The organism is Streptomyces sp. NPDC051563 (genome assembly GCF_044454225.1).
In the GTDB taxonomy this organism is placed as follows: domain Bacteria; phylum Actinomycetota; class Actinomycetes; order Streptomycetales; family Streptomycetaceae; genus Streptomyces.
Genome location: NZ_JBITDL010000008.1, coordinates 69,175 through 84,325, shown reverse-complemented (window position 1 = coordinate 84,325; position 15,151 = coordinate 69,175). Strand labels below are relative to the sequence as shown.

Here is a 15,151-nt window from a genome sequence, read left to right as displayed (position 1 = left end):
TGACAGGCCCGACCGGCATGATCACAGAAGCTGTCCGGCCGGCGCCCCGCCCGGGTCGTCGGCCAGCCCGATCGTGACCTTCACCCGCTTGCCCACGGGCTCGCGCCGTACCTCGAAACTCCGGCACACCGCCATCGCGATCTCCAGGCCGTGCTGCCCGATCCGGCTCGGATCAGCCGAGCTCACCGCGGGCAGCTGCGCGGCGGTGTCCCACACGCTGATCTCCACGACGCCGGCGCTCACCTCGAGCTCCAGCAGACACGGCCCGGGCGCGTACTTGTAGCTGTTGGTCACCAGCTCGCTGACCACCAGCTCGACCAGGCTCATGGCACGGTCCGACACCGGAAGCCCGTGAACGGCCTGCACGTCGGTCATGAAACCGCGGGCGGCACGCCTGGCCCCGGCGATCGGTTCACTGCCGTCCAGCGCCATGGCCGACACGATCGGGCGGCTGCCCAGCAACTCACACTCGTCTTGGAGCACCACAGCAGCCATTCGCCACCTTCATCCCGAGCAAGCCGGACGGCTGCTTCGAGCCGGATACCCCGAAACTGCGGCCCTACACAAGATCACGAGATGAATGCGTCGTCGGACTCTCAGTCCAGGTGGAACACCTCCGTCAGCGGTGCCATCGCCTGGTCGGCCGGCGTGCCGTCCAGGTGCTCGAAGTAGCGGGACATCTCGGCCTGCCAGCGGGCGTTCACCTCGGTGGCGGACATCGCCTCGCGGGCCCGGTCGAAGTCCTCGGTCTCCAGGTAGCCCACGAGCAGGCCGTCCGGTCGGAGGAACAGGGAGTAGTTGGTCCAGCCGGCGGCCCGGAGGGCATCGAGCATCTCCGGCCAGACCTGGGCGTGGCGCTCGCGGTACTCGTCGCCCAGTTCGGCCTTCACCTGGAGCAGGAAGCAGATCCGGTGCTTCGTCATGAGACACCGATCCCCGCCAGCTGCATGTAGTACACGCCGAACTGGTCGGCGGTGAGCGTGGTGCCGGTGACCTTCACGTACCGCGCGGTGGTGGCGGCGAAGGTGAAGGAGAGGCCGCCGGCTCCGGGGCGCGGGTACGAGCTCCTCGATACGACGGTGGTCCAGTTCGTACCGTCGGCCGAGACCTGGACGGTGAAGGCCGACGGGAAGCCGCGCCCGGTGTTCGGTATGTCGTCACGGGGGTACAACGTGACCTGGCCGATCCTTGACGGGCCGCCGAGGTCCACCCGCGCCCACTGCGTGGTGTTCGGGGTGGCGGACCCCGCGCTGCTCCAGCCCGAGGAGTTCCACAGGTCGGTGTGATGGGTCCCGTTGGTGAGGTTCGCGGTCAGCCAGCCCTCGTTGGGGTACTCGACGGAGCTGGAGGTGGTCGCCGTGCGGCCCGGTGCCAGATCTCCGCCGACGGCCTCGATCTCGGCGAACTGCATCCGGTAGTCACCGAACTGATCCCTGCTCAGGTTGGTCCCGGTCACCTTCACGTAGCGCGCGCCGACCGTCGCGAACGGGAAGGTCTGCGCCGTGGCGCCGGGCCTCGGGTACCCGGTCCGGGTGGTGACCGTGGTCCAGTTCGTGCCGTCGGTGGAGGTCTGGACGGTGAAGTCGACCGGGAAGCCCTGACCGGCGTTGGCTCCGTCGCTGCGCGGGTAGAGGTCCACCCGGCTCACCGGCCGGGTCGCGCCCAGGTCCAGCCGCATCCACTCGGTGTGGTTGGTGGCACTGCTGCCGGAGCTGCTCCATCCCGCGGCGTTCGGCGCCGACGGGCGCTGCCCGTCGACCGCCGAGCGGATTCCCCACCCGTCGGCCTCGTACGAGCTGGAGGCGGTGACGGCGGCGCTCTCCGCCGGGGCGAGGGAGGTCGGCACGATCCGGGCGTTCCAGAAGTTCGCGCTGGCGCCGCCGGTGACCAGACCCACGTCGCCCGCGGTGAACGCCGCGTCGCTGACGGTCAGCACCGGCGCCTGCCCGGTCCCGGAGTAGACCTTCAGCGTGTTTCCGCGTGCCACGACGCGCAGGCGGGTGCGCTGTCCCGGTACGTAGCCGGGCACGGACGCCTGGCCGATCCTTGTGCCGCTGCGGTAGACGAACACCTGGCCGTTGTCCCGCTGGGCGATCAGGTAGCCGGAGTCCAGGTCCGTGCCGTTGGCCGAACGCATCATCAGACCGGCCCAGTTGGTGCTTCCGCCGGACGAGCTCACTCCGGTGATCTGCAGGTCCACGCCGACCGAGACGTCGGTGTAGCCCCGGCCGCGCAGGTAGGAGACGTATCCCCAGTTCGCCGACGCGTCGGACTGCGCGTACCGGGCGCCGCTGGTCGACCAGGTGCCGCGGGTGTGGGTCCAGAAGTGGTCGCCGCCGCCGAAGTCGTCCGTGAACGGCAGCGCCAGATCATCGGATTCAGACGCCAGCTCGTCGAGGAGCTGCTTGTGCCGGCCCTCGACGCTCCATCCGGAGGGGTCGTACGCCGCCGGGTTGGTGATCAGCGTCTCGGCCAGGGTGCGTGCAGCCTGCGGCTTGACCGCGGCCAGCTGCTGCAGCAGTTCGAAGTCCTGCAGGCCCGCGGTCTGGGCCTCGCTGCGGAGGCTGTCGTAGATGCCGTAGGCGGCCTTGTTCGGGTAGACCAGCCAGCTGTCTCCGGTCTGGCCGGTGTTGAAGGTGTCGGCGGCCGGGTACGGCTCGCTGAAGCCGTCGTGCCAGTAGTTCCAGCCCCAGTGCAGGTAACCCTCGCCGCCGATCTTCCAGGTCAGCCAGGGGATGAGCCGGGTCCCGCTGAGGTGGTTGCTGGTGAAGCGGTTCATGTACGAGCCCTGCGGGAGGATGCAGCTGTACAGCCACAGGTCCTTGCCGCCGATCCGGTAGCTCTGGTAGAGCGCGACGTTCGCGTCGTAGGTCGACGAGAGCGGGGTCTGCGTCGACAGATGGGCCGCGTCCCCGGTGAAGGTGGTCAGCTGCGCCTCGTTGGTGCGCGGGTTCGGGAAGTACCGCTCGTAGAGGGTGTAGAGCCAGTTGGCAGCCGTGGCCTGTTGGGTGGTCGTGGGCTCGTCCAGGGCGCTCATGTAGAACGTGTCCGTCCAGCCCTTGGCGTCCAGGTGCGCCTTCAGCGCCGGGAAGAACTGGTTCAACCAGTTGTTGGTGTCCGGGCAGCCGTTGGCCGGCGCGGAGTTGGGCTGGCAGAGGGCGTGCTTGACCGCGCCGCTGACGCCGTTGGCCGGCACCAGGGTGTCGAGGTGCGGACCGGAGGCGGGCGGCTCCAGCAGGGTCGGGGTGTAGAGGTACTGCATCGCCCCGGCGCTGACGAAGAGGTTGACGAACCGGTCGAAGGTGGACCAGCCGAAGGTGAAGCGGCCCGCGGCGTCGACGGTGGTGTCCGGGATCAGCAGGGCCACCGGGTCGGCGTAGATCACGTTGTTCCGGTGCCGCGCCATGTTCGCCGCGATGTTCGCCTCGACGGTCCACCAGTTGGCGTCGTACATCTGCACGCCGTACTCGTTCGGGATCGACGCCTCGGTACCGGCGTAGTCCCAGCCCGCCGAGGAGAACCAGTTGTTCATCTTGAACGTGGACTTCGAGGTCGGCGGGATCGTGGCGCTGTACACGGTCACCGACACCGGCACCGTGACGGCGCCCAGGCTGCTGTTCACCCTGGCGCTGCCGGTGTAGACGCCCGGCGCCTGACCGGCCGGCACGTAGACCTGGTAGAAGGCGGCGTACGTGGTGTTCGCCGACACCGACTGCGGACTGTTGTCCATCAGCGCGTCGTAGTAGGCGGTCCCACCGTCGGGCGGGTTCTGGACGTTGCCGACCTTCTGGATGTTCGGGTGGTTGTACTCGTAGCGCGTGGTGACGTTCGCGGCGGGAATGACCGCGCCTCCGGGGCCCGTCAGCGCCCCCGAGGTGACGGACACCCCGGTCTGCGCGGAACCGGACCGCACCAGGATCTGCGCCGCCTCGTAGGCGTTGCGGGCCGCGTACAGCTCGATCCCGGTCGGCGCCCCGCCCGGCGGGGTGGTCGAGGTGAAGGGCCGGTCGGTGGCGTCCAGGACCCACACGGTCGGCCCGGCGGCAGCGCCGGCCTGAGACGCGGCGAGGATGGCCGGCGGCACTGCGGACAGTGACAGCGCCAGGCACACCAGGAGACGCAGGGATCTGCGGCGACGCGTGCGCATGGAAACCCTCCGAGCTCTGAGAATGTGGCTTCGAGGGCCGAACAGTCCTTTTTCTCAGACCTGTTCGGCCCGCCCGCAATTGTTTTGCGGCGCGTCTTTCGGTCGACGCGAGGCCTCGCTGTTCGGAGTCCTGGTGACGGCGTGCGGGCAGCTCACAGCAGGGACGGCGAGGTCGGGGATTACACGAAGGGCAGCCGCTGGTCGCGCGATCGCATCGGGAATATGTGCACCCGGCCACCTGACGGCCAGTACGTTTCCCTTCGGTAAAGGGAGTATTTCCAGATCGACGGATCCACAACCATGGGAACTTGGGCAATATTTGACCGATCGTCACTCTCTGCACGAGGGGACGTGGTGCCGCGTCCGCGCGTGCGTGCGTCCATGCGTGCGGCTCAGGTCAGGCGAGCCCCACACGGGCGGCCGCGGCGTCCCACGCGCGGATGTCTCCGGAGGGCTCGTAGCGCCGCAGGCGCTGGGTGCGGGCGACCAGGCGGCGCATGGCACCGCGGTCCCCTACCAGGCCGTGGGTGCGGGCCTGGACGAGGATGTTGCCGATGGCGGTGGCCTCGGCGGGGCCGGCGATGACGGGCAGGCCGGTGGCGTCCGCGGTGAGCCGGCACAGCAGGGCGTTGCGACTGCCGCCGCCGACCAGGTGCACGGCGCGGATCGTGCGACCGGTCAATTGAGCCGCCTGGTACAGGGTGTGACGGTGCGCCAGAGCCAGGCTCTCCAGGATGCAGCGGACGACGGCGCCCTGGTCCTCGGGCAGGTGCTGGCCGGTGCGGGCGCACCACTCGACGAGGCGGGCCGGCAGGTCGCCGGGGGCGAGGAACTCGGGGGCGCCGGGGTCGACGAGGGCCACGAACGGGCGCGCGGCGGCGGCGCGTTCGAGCAGCTCGGTCAGATGGTGCCGCTCACCACGGGCGCGCCAGGTGCGCTGGCTCTCGCTGAGGAGCCACAGGCCCATGACGTTGCGGAGGTAGCGGACCGTGCCGTCGATGCCGAGTTCGTTGGTGAAGTTGGCGGCGCGGGAGGCGTCGGTGAGAACGGGGGCGTCGAGTTCGAGGCCGACGAGCGACCAGGTGCCGCAGGAGATGTAGGCGAACTCCTCCGTGTCGGCGGGGACGGCGGCGACCGCCGAGGCGGTGTCGTGGGAGGCGACCGCGACCACGGGGGTGCCGGGGCGCAGGCCGGTGGCGGCGGCGACGTGCGAAAGGACGGTGCCGGCGTGGTCGCCGGGGCGGCGCAGTGCGGGCAGGAGGGCCGGATCCAGGCCGAGCGCGGTGAGGACCGGGGCGGACCAGGCGCCGGTGCGGGCGTCGTACAGGCCCGTGGTGGAGGCGTTGGTGACTTCTGCGCCGACGGTTCCGGTGAGCCAGTGGGTGATCAGGTCGGGCAGCAGGAGCAGGGTGCGGGCCCGGTCGAGGTGCTTCTCGGCGGCGAGCTGGAAGACCGTGTTGAACGGCAGGTGCTGAAGGCCGGTAATCCGGTACAGCTCACGGGCCGGGAGGCGGCACCAGACGGCCTGGACGGCGGCGGCGCCGCGCGGGTCGCGGTAGTGGAACGGGTTGCCGAGGAGCGCGCCGTCTGCGTCGAGGAGCCCGTAGTCGACGGCCCAGCTGTCGATGCCGACGGAGGCGAGGTCCCAGCGCGCGGCGGCCTCGCGGAGGCCGTCCAGAACGCCCTGGTACAGGCCGAGGGCGTTCCAGTGCAACCCGTCCGGGAGCTGGACGGGAGTGTTGTCGAAGCGGTGGGTCTCGGCGAGGTCGAGGCGGTCACGGCCGACGGTGCCGACGAGCACCCGTCCGCTGGTGGCGCCGAGGTCCGCCGCGGCGAAGGCGGCCGGGGTGTCCGGGGTCCGGGGCGTCACGGCCGCCTCAGCGCAGGAAGGCCGCGGCGACGCCGGCGTCGACGGGGATGTGGAGGCCGGTGGTGTGGGCGAGGTCGCCGCCGGTGAGGGCGAAGACGGCGGCGGCGACGTGCTCGGGCAGCACCTCGCGCTTGAGGAGGGTGCGCTGGGCGTAGAACGCGCCCAGCTGTTCCTCCGCGATGCCGTAGGTGGCGGCGCGCTGGGCACCCCAGCCGCCGGCGAAGATGCCCGAGCCGCGGACCACGCCGTCCGGGTTGACGCCGTTGACGCGGATTCCGTGTTCGCCCAACTCGGCTGCCAGGAGACGAACTTGGTGGGCCTGGTCGGCCTTGGTGGCGGAGTACGCGATGTTGTTGGGGCCCGCGAAGACCGCGTTCTTCGAGGCGATGTAGACGAGGTCGCCGCCCATACCCTGCCGGATCATGGTGCGGGCGGCCTCCCGGGAGACGAGGAACGAGCCGCGGGCCATGATCGCGTGCTGCCGGTCCCAGTCCTCGGCGGTGGTCTCCAGCAGCGGCTTGGAGATGGAGATGCCCGCGTTGTTGACCACCAGGTCGACACCGCCGAAGGCGAGTACCGCGGTGCGGAAGGCCTCGGCGATCTGCTCCTCGGAGGTGACGTCGACGGTGACGGCCACGGCCCGGTCCGGGCCGCCGAGTTCGTCGGCGACGGCCCGGGCGGTGGCGGTGTTGACGTCGGCGACGACGACGCAGGCGCCTTCGGCGGCCAGGCGGTGGGCGATGGCCCTGCCGATGCCGGAGCCCGCGCCGGTGATCAGGGCGACGCGAGTGGCCAGCGGTTTGGGCGCGGGCATCCGACGCAGCTTCGCCTCTTCCAGTGCCCAGTACTCGATGGCGAACTTCTCGCGCTCCTCGATCGGGGCGTAGCGGGAGACCGCCTCCGCGCCGCGCATCACGTTGATCGCGTTGAGGTAGAACTCGGCGGCCACGCGCGCGGTCTGCTTGTCCCTGCCGAAGGAGAACATGCCGACGCCCGGGACCAGGACGACGGCCGGGTCGGCGCCGCGCATGGGGGGCGAGTCCGCGGTGGCGTACCGCTCGTAGTAGGCCCGGTAGCCGGCCCGATAGTCGGTGTGCAGCTTCCCCAGGCGGGCGATCGTCTCGTCCAGGGGGGCGCTGGCGGGCAGGTCGAGCAGCATCGGGGCGATCTTGGTGCGCAGGAAGTGGTCGGGGCAGGAGGTGCCCAGGGCGGCCAGGCGGGGATGCTCGGCGCGGGCGAGGAACTCCAGCACGGGCGCGGCGTCGGTGAAGTGGCCGACCTGCGGGCGGTCGGTGGAGGCCAGAGCGCGGATGACGGGGGCGAGCGAAGCGGCGCGCCGGCGGCGTTCGGCCTCCGGCAGGGCTTGATGGCCGTCCAGCCGCGGGCCGAACGGCTCGGCCTTGCCGTGGCGGGCCAGGAAGGCCTCGGCCGTGCGGATGATGTACAGGGCGTTGGCCTCGCACTCCTCGCTGGTGGCGCCCCAGGCGGTGATGCCGTGACCGCCGAGGACGCAGCCGACGGCCCGCGGGTGGGTCCGCCGGAGCTCGGCGATGTCCAGGCCGAGCTGGAAGCCGGGTCGGCGCCAGGGCAGCCACGGCACCGCGTCGCCGAAGCAGGCGGCGGTGAGCCTTTCGCCGTCGGCGGCGGTGGCGAGCGCGATGCCGGAGTCGGGGTGCAGGTGGTCGACGTGCGCGGCGTCGACCAGGCCGTGCATGGCGGTGTCGATGGACGGAGCCGCGCCGCCCTCGCCGTGCAGGCAGTACGCGAACGCGGCGACCATCTCGTCCTCCCGTTCCACGCCCGGGTAGGTGTCGGCGAGGGCGCGCAGGCGGTCCAGTCGCAGCACGGCCAGCCCCCCCTCGGTGAGGGTTCCGAGGTCGCCGCCGGAGCCCTTCACCCACATCAGGTCGACGGGCTTCCCGGTGACGGGGTCGGTGGCGGCGCCCTTGGCAGAGGTGTTGCCTCCGGTGTAGTTGGTGTTGCGCGGATCCGATCCCAGCCGGCGGGAACGGGCGAGGAGGGCGGCGACGACGGGGTGCTGGGCCATGGCGGGAGCGGCTTCCTTCTCGGGTGGCGGGGCGCTCTCGTGGGGGTGCGCGAGGAGGGTGCGGGCCGGCCCGCGCGGCCGCGGGGTCAGGCCCCCCAGCCGGCCTGGTCGCCGCCCACCCGCTCGGCGACGATCTTCTCGGCCCAGCCGCCGGCCCGGTAGGCCGCGACCGGGTTCGGGTCTCGTCCGGACTCGGCACGGACCTCGGCCAGCAGCGGACGGACGTCGGTGGCGTAGGCGTCCATCAGCACCTCGTTGGCTCCGAGTACATCACCCGCGTTCTGAGCGGCCGACAGGGCCGGGCGGTCGACCAACAGGGCCTTGGCCGTGGCCTCCTGGACGTTCATCACCGAGCGGATGATCGCGGGGATCTTCGCCTCGATGTTGTGGCACTGGTCGAGCATGAACGCGACGCCGGCCTCGGGGGCGAAGCCTCCGTTCCCGGTGACCTCGTGCAGGATCCGGAACAGCTGGAACGGGTCGGCGGCGCCGACCATCAGGTCGTCGTCCGCGTAGAAGCGGGAGTTGAAGTCGAAGCCGCCGAGCTTGCCCTCGCGCAGCAGGAACGCGACGATGAACTCGATGTTGGTGCCGGGGGCGTGGTGCCCGGTGTCGACGACCACCGCGGCCCTGGGCCCGAGCCGCAGGCAGTGCGCGTACGCGGTGCCCCAGTCCGGGACGTCGGTGGCGTAGAAGGCGGGCTCGAAGAGTTTGTACTCCAGCAGGATCCGCTGGTCTTCGCCGAGCCGTGCGTACACCTCGGACAGGGCCTCGGACAGACGTTGCTGCCGGGCCGAAATATCGTCCTGGCCCGGGTAGTTGGTTCCGTCGGCGAACCACAGCTTGAGGTCGCGCGAGCCGGTGGCGTCCATGATGTCGACGCATTCCAGCAGGTGGTCGAGAGCCTTGCGGCGTACCCGCGGGTCCGGATGGGCGACCGAGCCGAGCTTGTAGTCGTCGTCCTGGAAGACGTTCGCGTTGATCGCGCCGATCTCCAGCCCGAGCTCACGGGCGTGGGCGGACAGCGCACCGTAGTCCTCGACCCGGTCCCAGGGAATGTGCAGCGAGACCTTCGGGGCGACACCGGTGGCGGCGTGCACCTGGGCCGCGTCGGCGAGCTTCTCGAACGGGTCGCGGGGAACGCCTGCCTGGGCGAAGACCTTGAAGCGGGTTCCCGAGTTCCCGTAGCCCCACGAGGGCGTCTCGATGCACTGGGCCCGAAGGGCGTCCTTCACGGCGGATAGGTCGGCCACCGGAGCACCTCCACGATGTGAATCGTTTCAGAACGACGGTAGGTGGCACCGCGGGAGGCGTCAAGGCACCGACGGAGCAGCGTAGTTGTGATGTCTTAGCCTGATCTCAGGGCCGGCCGTCGGAGCCGGTGAAACCTTTCAATGGTGGGACATGGGCGGCGCGGCGAGCATCAAGGACGTGGCACGGGCGGCCGGCGTGTCGGTCGGCACGGTCTCCAACGTGATCAACCGGCCGGAGACGGTCGGCGAGGAGACCCTGGCCAAGGTCCGGGCTGCGATCGGTCAACTCGGCTATGTGCGAAGCGAGTCGGCCCGCCAGCTGCGCTCCGGCAGCAGCCGGGTCATCGGTCTGCTGGTCCTCGACCTGGGCAACCCGTTCTTCGTCTCCGTGGCGCGCGGGGCCGAAGAGGCGGCGCGCGCGGCGGGCCTGGTCGTGATGGTCTGCAACAGCGCCCAGCGGCTCGCCGACGAGGCGGACCACCTCGCCCTCTTCGCGGAGCAGCGGGTGCGCGGGGTGCTGCTGACACCGGCCGACGCGGAGGGGTCGGGAGCGGCGGCGCTCCGTCGCGGCGGCGTGCCCTTCGTGCTGGTGGACCGGATGGCCCCGGGGCTGGAGGCCTGCTCGGTGTCGGTGGACGACGTCGGGGGCGGCGCCCTGGCGGCCGGGCACCTGCTGGCGAGCGGCCACCGCCGGATCGCTTTCGCGGGGGGCCGCCACCGGCTGCAGCAGGTAGCCGACCGTCGCAGCGGCGCGCTGCGGGCGCTGGCGGGCCGCGACGCCGTCCTGCTGGACCTGGAGGTGGACGGGCTGGACGTGGCGGCGGGCCGCGACGCCGGCGCCCGCCTGCTGGGCATGCTGCCGAGACCGACCGCGGTGTTCTGCGCGAACGATCTGCTGGCCCTCGGGATGCTGCAGGCCGCGTTCGCGGCGGGCCTGCGGGTACCGGAGGACCTCGCGATCGTCGGCTACGACGACATCGAGTTCGCCGCGGCGGCCGCGGTGCCGCTGACCTCGGTGCGCCGGCCCGCGGCGGCGATGGGGCGGACGGCGGCCGAGATGCTCACCGAGGAGACCGGCCCCGGCGGCGCGGCCCACCGGCACCGCCAGGTCGTGTTCGAGCCGGAGCTGGTGGTGCGGCGTTCGACGCTGACCGTCCCGCTGCCCGGCTGAGCTCGGCGTCGCCGTACCGGCGCGACGGCCGTCGGCACGGCACCTCGACGGCGCGGCGGGGGCGGCCACGCCGGACTCGTAGGCGAGGGCGGGGACTTGGGCGGGCTCTCGCAGCCGACCTCGGTCTCCGTCGGCTCGGCCCGGTATCTCGCCGGTTTGGCCGAAAGACCTGGTGCGCCCCGCCCCGCCTGTGGTTACCTGGGCCCATGACCGTACTCGTGACCCGTCGCCACGTCGACTACGTGCGTGTCACGACCACGGGTTGTCCCGTCACCGGCTGACGCTGCGCCGCGCGGCACAGACCCGCGCTTCCCTTCACCCCACGTACCCGTCGTACGCGGTCCCGTCCTGCCCGGACTCGGCTGCTGTCGTCCGGGAACCGTCCGGTGCCGGGGCCCGGTACCACGGTGACCGCCGGCGCGCCGCCCTCGAAGGCTTCCCGGCGCCCCGGCACAAGGTGCCGCGTCCTCCTTCGCGCAGGGCGGCATCCCCGCCTCCCCACCGTTCGTCCGCACCTCCGAGGAGACCCATGAGCCAGCCCATCGACGCCGTCACCGCAGGTCACACCCCCGAGAGCGAGCCCGCGGGGGCCGCGACGCCGGCCTGGTCCTTCGAGACCAAGCAGCTGCACGCCGGTTCCGCTCCCGATCCGACCACCGGCGCCCGCGCGGTCCCGATCTACCAGACCACCTCGTTCGTCTTCCGCGACACCCAGCACGCCTCCGACCTCTTCTCCCTCGCCGAACCCGGGAACATCTACACCCGCATCCACAACCCCACCCAGGACGCACTCGAGCAGCGCGTCGCCGCCCTCGAAGGCGGGGTCGCAGCCGTCGCCCTCGCCTCCGGGCAGGCCGCGGAGACCCTCGCGATCCTCAACCTGGCTTCCGCCGGCGACCACATCGTCTCCAGCGCCTCGCTCTACGGCGGCACGTACAACCTGTTCCGCCACACCCTGCCGAAGTTCGGCATCAAGGTCTCGTTCGTCGACGACCCCGACGACCTCGGCGCCTGGCGGGCCGCCGTACGACCGCGGACCAAGGCCCTGTTCGCGGAGACCCTCGGCAACCCGCGCGGCAACGTCCTCGACGTCCGGGGCGTCGCCGAGGTCGCGCACGCGGCGGGCCTGCCGCTCATCGTCGACAACACCGTGCCCACTCCGTACCTGCTGCGCCCCATCGAGCACGGCGCGGACGTCGTCGTCCACTCGGCGACCAAGTTCCTCGGCGGACACGGCACCACCCTCGGCGGCGTGGTCGTCGACGCGGGCACCTTCGACTTCGGCGCGCGCCCCGAGCGCTTCCCCGACTTCACCGAGCCCGATCCCAGCTACCACGGGCTGCGCTACTGGCCCGCCCTCGGACCGGGCGCGTACGCGGTCAAGCTGCGCGTGCAGCTGCTGCGCGACCTGGGCCCCGCCATCGCGCCGCATTCCGCCTTCCTGCTCCTACAGGGCGTGGAGACGCTGAGCCTGCGGCTGGAGCGGCACTCGTCGAACGCCCAGGAGCTGGCGCAGTGGCTCGAACAGCGCGACGAGGTCTCGGTGGTGCACTACCCCGGCCTGCCGTCCAGCCGCTGGTACGAGGCTGCGCGCCGCTACCTGCCGCGCGGCACCGGGGCCGTGCTCTCGTTCGAACTGCGGGGCGGTGTCGAGGCGGGCCGGCGGTTCGTGGACGGGCTGGAACTGTTCAGCCACCTCGCGAACATCGGCGACGTGCGCAGCCTCGTCATCCACCCCGCCTCCACCACCCACAGCCAGCTCGACGAGGAGCAGCTCGCGGCCACCGGCACCACCCCGGGGCTGGTGCGCCTGTCCGTCGGCATCGAGAACCTCGCCGACCTGAAGGCCGATCTGGAGGCCGGCTTCCGCGCCTCGAAGGAAGCGTCCTGAACCCCGCCACAGCGGCCCCGGACACCGCGCCCCTCCCTCCTGCCACCGGTGCGTGGCGGGAGGGGGAGCCGCCGGGCCGCCGCCAGTGGCACCGGCGCACGCGGCCCTTGGCGCTGGAGGCGGGCGGGGTGCTGCCGGGAGTACGGCTGGCGTTCGAGACCTGGGGCCGGCCGGCGCCCGACCGTTCGAACGCGGTCCTCGTCCTGCACGCGCTGACCGGCGACAGCCATGTCGCGGGCGCCGCCGGGCCCGGTCACCCGACCTCCGGCTGGTGGGACGCGCTGGTCGGCCCGGGCCGGGCGCTCGACACCGACCGCTGGTTCGTGGTGGCGCCCAACGTCATGGGCGGCTGCCAGGGAAGCACCGGGCCCGCCTCCCCGGGCCCGGGCGGGCGCCCGTGGGGCGGTTCCTTCCCCCGCCTGACCCAGCGTGACCAGGTGCGGGCCGAGGCCGGACTCGCGGACGCGCTCGGCATCGGGCGCTGGGCCCTGGTGATCGGTGGATCCATGGGCGGGATGCGGGCGTTGGAGTGGGCCGTCGGTGAACCGGGGCGGGTGGCCGCGCTGTTGCTGCTCGCCTGTCCCGCGGCGGCGAGCGCGGACCAGATCGCGTGGGCCACCGCCCAGATCCACGCCATCCGAGCCGATCCCCACTGGCAGGGCGGTGACTACCACGACGCCGGGCCCGGGCAGGGGCCGCACACCGGGCTGGGCCTCGCGCGCCGCATCGCGCACATCACCTACCGGTCGGCCGGGGAACTGCAGACCCGCTTCGGCCACGAGGCCCAAGAGGGCGAGCAGCCCTGGCTCGGCGGCCGGTACCGCGTCGAGTCCTATCTCGACCACCAGGCCGTCAAGCTCCCCCGGCGGTTCGACGCGGCCAGCTACGTCACCCTGGCCGAGGCCATGAACACCCACGACATCGGGCGGGGCCGGGCAGGCCGGCGGGCGGCCCTCGGCCGGGAACGGGCCCGTACGGTGGTGGCCGGGGTGGACGCCGACCGCCTCTACCCGCTCGTACAGCAGGAGGAACTGGCGGCCGGGATCCCGTCCGCGGACGGGATCCGCATCATCCGCTCCCCGTACGGGCACGACGGGTTCCTGTTGGAGACGGAGCAGGTCGGCGCTCTGGTACGGGAGCTCCTGGACGGCACCCCGGATCCACGCACCCGCCCCGCGGGCTGACGGGCCGAAGGCCCGGCCGGCGAGTGCGTCAGGCGGGTCGGTCCGAGCCGGCGCGGGTGGCCTCGAAGCGGTGGAAGGCCGCTTCCTGCCGCCACTCGACCCGGGCCTTCAGGTCGCGGGCCAGGAACCCGGCGCAGCGGTCGCCCGGGCGGTCGTTGCCCTGGCGTTCCCCGGCACAGGGTCCGGTCGGCTTGTAGCCGGCGCGGAGGTTGCGGTTCCACAGGCCGCGGCCGGGCAGGAAGGAGTGTTCCAGGGACGCACGGGCCAGGTCCCTCAGTTCGGGGTAGCCCAGACCGTACATCTCGGCGGCACGACGGTACTCGTCGGTGATCTCGATGCGGGAGACGCCCGGGTCGTCCGTGGCGAGGACGACCGGCACACCGTGACGCCGGTACGTCGCGAACGGGTGCGCGTCACCGGAGACGCGCAGGATCTGCTCGTTGCTGTGGAAGGGGACCTCGACCGCGATGCGGTGCTCGGCCATGTAGCGCATGAGGGATTCCCAGCGGTCCTCGTGCAGGACGGACACACCGTGTCCGATCCGCTCGGCGCGCCCCGTCTGGGCCGCTTCGCGGATGTGGAAGGTGAGGTCCTCCGGCTTGACCAGGCCCGGTACGAGCTCGCCCGCGTGCAGGGTGATGTGCGCCTTCGGGTACTGGGTCTTGAGGTAGTTCAGCATCCGCATGTGGAGGCGGTAGTCGCGCAGCGCGACCTCGCCGTCCTCCGGCTGTACGAGGTTCACTGCGACGAAGCGCGGGTCCCGCTCCGCCAGCCGCATGCCGAGCGCCATCTGCGTGAACACCCGCTCGGGGCTGCCGAGCCGGGCGACCTGGGAGATCCACCGGTACGGCAGCGAGCAGGCCCTGTCGGGCCGCGGGGTGTCACAGTGCGCGGCTGCCTTGAACTCCGCGTCGGTGGCGTCGGCGTCGGCTCGGGCCTGGCGGACGACCGCGTCGAGTCCCCCGCCCGCGAGGAGCTCGTCGTGCATGCGGTCGAGGTCGGCGTCGTAGCCGACCCGGTCGGCGAGAGTGCGGGCCCGGTCCGACGCCGGGGAGATCATGGTCTCCAGGTAGAACTGGTTCTGCCGTGCGGCGGTGTTGGCCACCTCCGCGAGCATCCGGCCGGGATGGCGCCAAGTGACCTCGCCGAACTTGCCGAAGGTGGCGAAGAAATGGTCGTGGCCGTTGCCGTCTGCCGGAAAGTCCTGCATCGACCAGGCGCGGATCACCTGCCCGCGGAACGCCCCGTCGGTGACGGCGTCCGCGGCGGGGCGAGTCCCCGGTCCGCACGGCGGCGGGAGCGCGGTGGTGGTGTCGGTGGTGATGCACAGGCCGTCCCCGGCGGCGAGTTCGATCAGGAACTCGGTGCTGACCGCACCGGACAGGTGGTTGTGCAGGTCGCCTCCCTTGGGAAGGCCGGCGAAGAAGTCCTCCGGCCGCTGCGGGGCAGGGGCCGGACGCGCTTCGGGGGCCGGACGCGCTTCGGGCGGGGAGGCGGACGCTGCGTACGCGGGAGTGCCTGCGAGCAGAGCCAGGGCGGAGAACGCCCCGATCAAGTGGGAAGGAATCACCGCCACATCGTGGTGAAC

Annotated in this window: 10 protein-coding genes; 3 read left to right on the top strand and 7 right to left on the bottom strand. The window is 72.0% G+C overall.

Annotation, left to right across the window (positions count from 1 at the left end):
- Nucleotides 1-21 precede the first annotated feature (21 nt).
- From ACIA8F_RS11870 to rhaI, 6 genes are all read right to left on the bottom strand, one after another.
- Nucleotides 22-495, bottom strand: a complete 474-nt coding sequence (locus ACIA8F_RS11870) for an ATP-binding protein (protein ID WP_399378149.1) — start codon at nt 493-495, stop codon at nt 22-24.
- 101 nt (nt 496-596) lie between these two features.
- On the bottom strand, nt 597-923 hold the full coding sequence (locus ACIA8F_RS11865; protein WP_399378148.1) for an L-rhamnose mutarotase: 327 nt from the start codon (nt 921-923) through the stop codon (nt 597-599).
- The gene (locus ACIA8F_RS11860; RefSeq protein WP_399378147.1) at nt 920-4,147 is read right to left on the bottom strand and encodes a discoidin domain-containing protein; all 3,228 of its coding nucleotides are present in this window, start codon (nt 4,145-4,147) and stop codon (nt 920-922) included. Before ACIA8F_RS11860 ends, ACIA8F_RS11865 begins: the two co-directional genes overlap by 4 nt.
- A gap of 397 nt (nt 4,148-4,544) precedes the next feature.
- Nucleotides 4,545-6,017 (bottom strand): rhamnulokinase family protein, encoded by a 1,473-nt coding sequence (locus ACIA8F_RS11855; protein WP_399378146.1) that lies wholly within the window; start codon nt 6,015-6,017, stop codon nt 4,545-4,547.
- A 7-nt stretch (nt 6,018-6,024) separates the two neighbouring features.
- Nucleotides 6,025-8,064 carry a bifunctional aldolase/short-chain dehydrogenase gene (locus ACIA8F_RS11850; RefSeq protein WP_399378145.1) on the bottom strand — a complete coding sequence of 680 codons (2,040 nt, stop codon included), beginning with the start codon at nt 8,062-8,064 and terminating at the stop codon, nt 6,025-6,027.
- A gap of 86 nt (nt 8,065-8,150) precedes the next feature.
- A complete protein-coding gene (rhaI, locus tag ACIA8F_RS11845; RefSeq protein ID WP_399378144.1) occupies nt 8,151-9,317 on the bottom strand; it encodes an L-rhamnose isomerase in 1,167 nt (388 codons plus the stop codon).
- Between the two features lie 151 nt (nt 9,318-9,468).
- On the opposite strand from rhaI, the gene ACIA8F_RS11840 reads away from it, so the two are divergent.
- The 3 genes from ACIA8F_RS11840 (at nt 9,469) to ACIA8F_RS11830 (ending at nt 13,563) form a co-directional block, all read left to right on the top strand.
- On the top strand, nt 9,469-10,488 hold the full coding sequence (locus ACIA8F_RS11840; protein WP_399378143.1) for a LacI family DNA-binding transcriptional regulator: 1,020 nt from the start codon (nt 9,469-9,471) through the stop codon (nt 10,486-10,488).
- A gap of 529 nt (nt 10,489-11,017) precedes the next feature.
- A complete protein-coding gene (locus ACIA8F_RS11835; protein WP_399378142.1) occupies nt 11,018-12,379 on the top strand; it encodes a bifunctional o-acetylhomoserine/o-acetylserine sulfhydrylase in 1,362 nt (453 codons plus the stop codon).
- Nucleotides 12,376-13,563: a homoserine O-acetyltransferase gene (locus ACIA8F_RS11830; RefSeq protein WP_399378288.1), complete on the top strand. Its 1,188-nt coding sequence runs from the start codon at nt 12,376-12,378 to the stop codon at nt 13,561-13,563. The genes ACIA8F_RS11835 and ACIA8F_RS11830 overlap by 4 nt, the downstream gene beginning before the upstream one ends.
- A 28-nt stretch (nt 13,564-13,591) precedes the next feature.
- Here the strand turns inward: ACIA8F_RS11830 and ACIA8F_RS11825 are convergent, their stop codons facing one another.
- The gene (locus tag ACIA8F_RS11825; protein ID WP_399378141.1) at nt 13,592-15,133 is read right to left on the bottom strand and encodes an adenosine deaminase; all 1,542 of its coding nucleotides are present in this window, start codon (nt 15,131-15,133) and stop codon (nt 13,592-13,594) included.
- Nucleotides 15,134-15,151 lie beyond the last annotated feature (18 nt).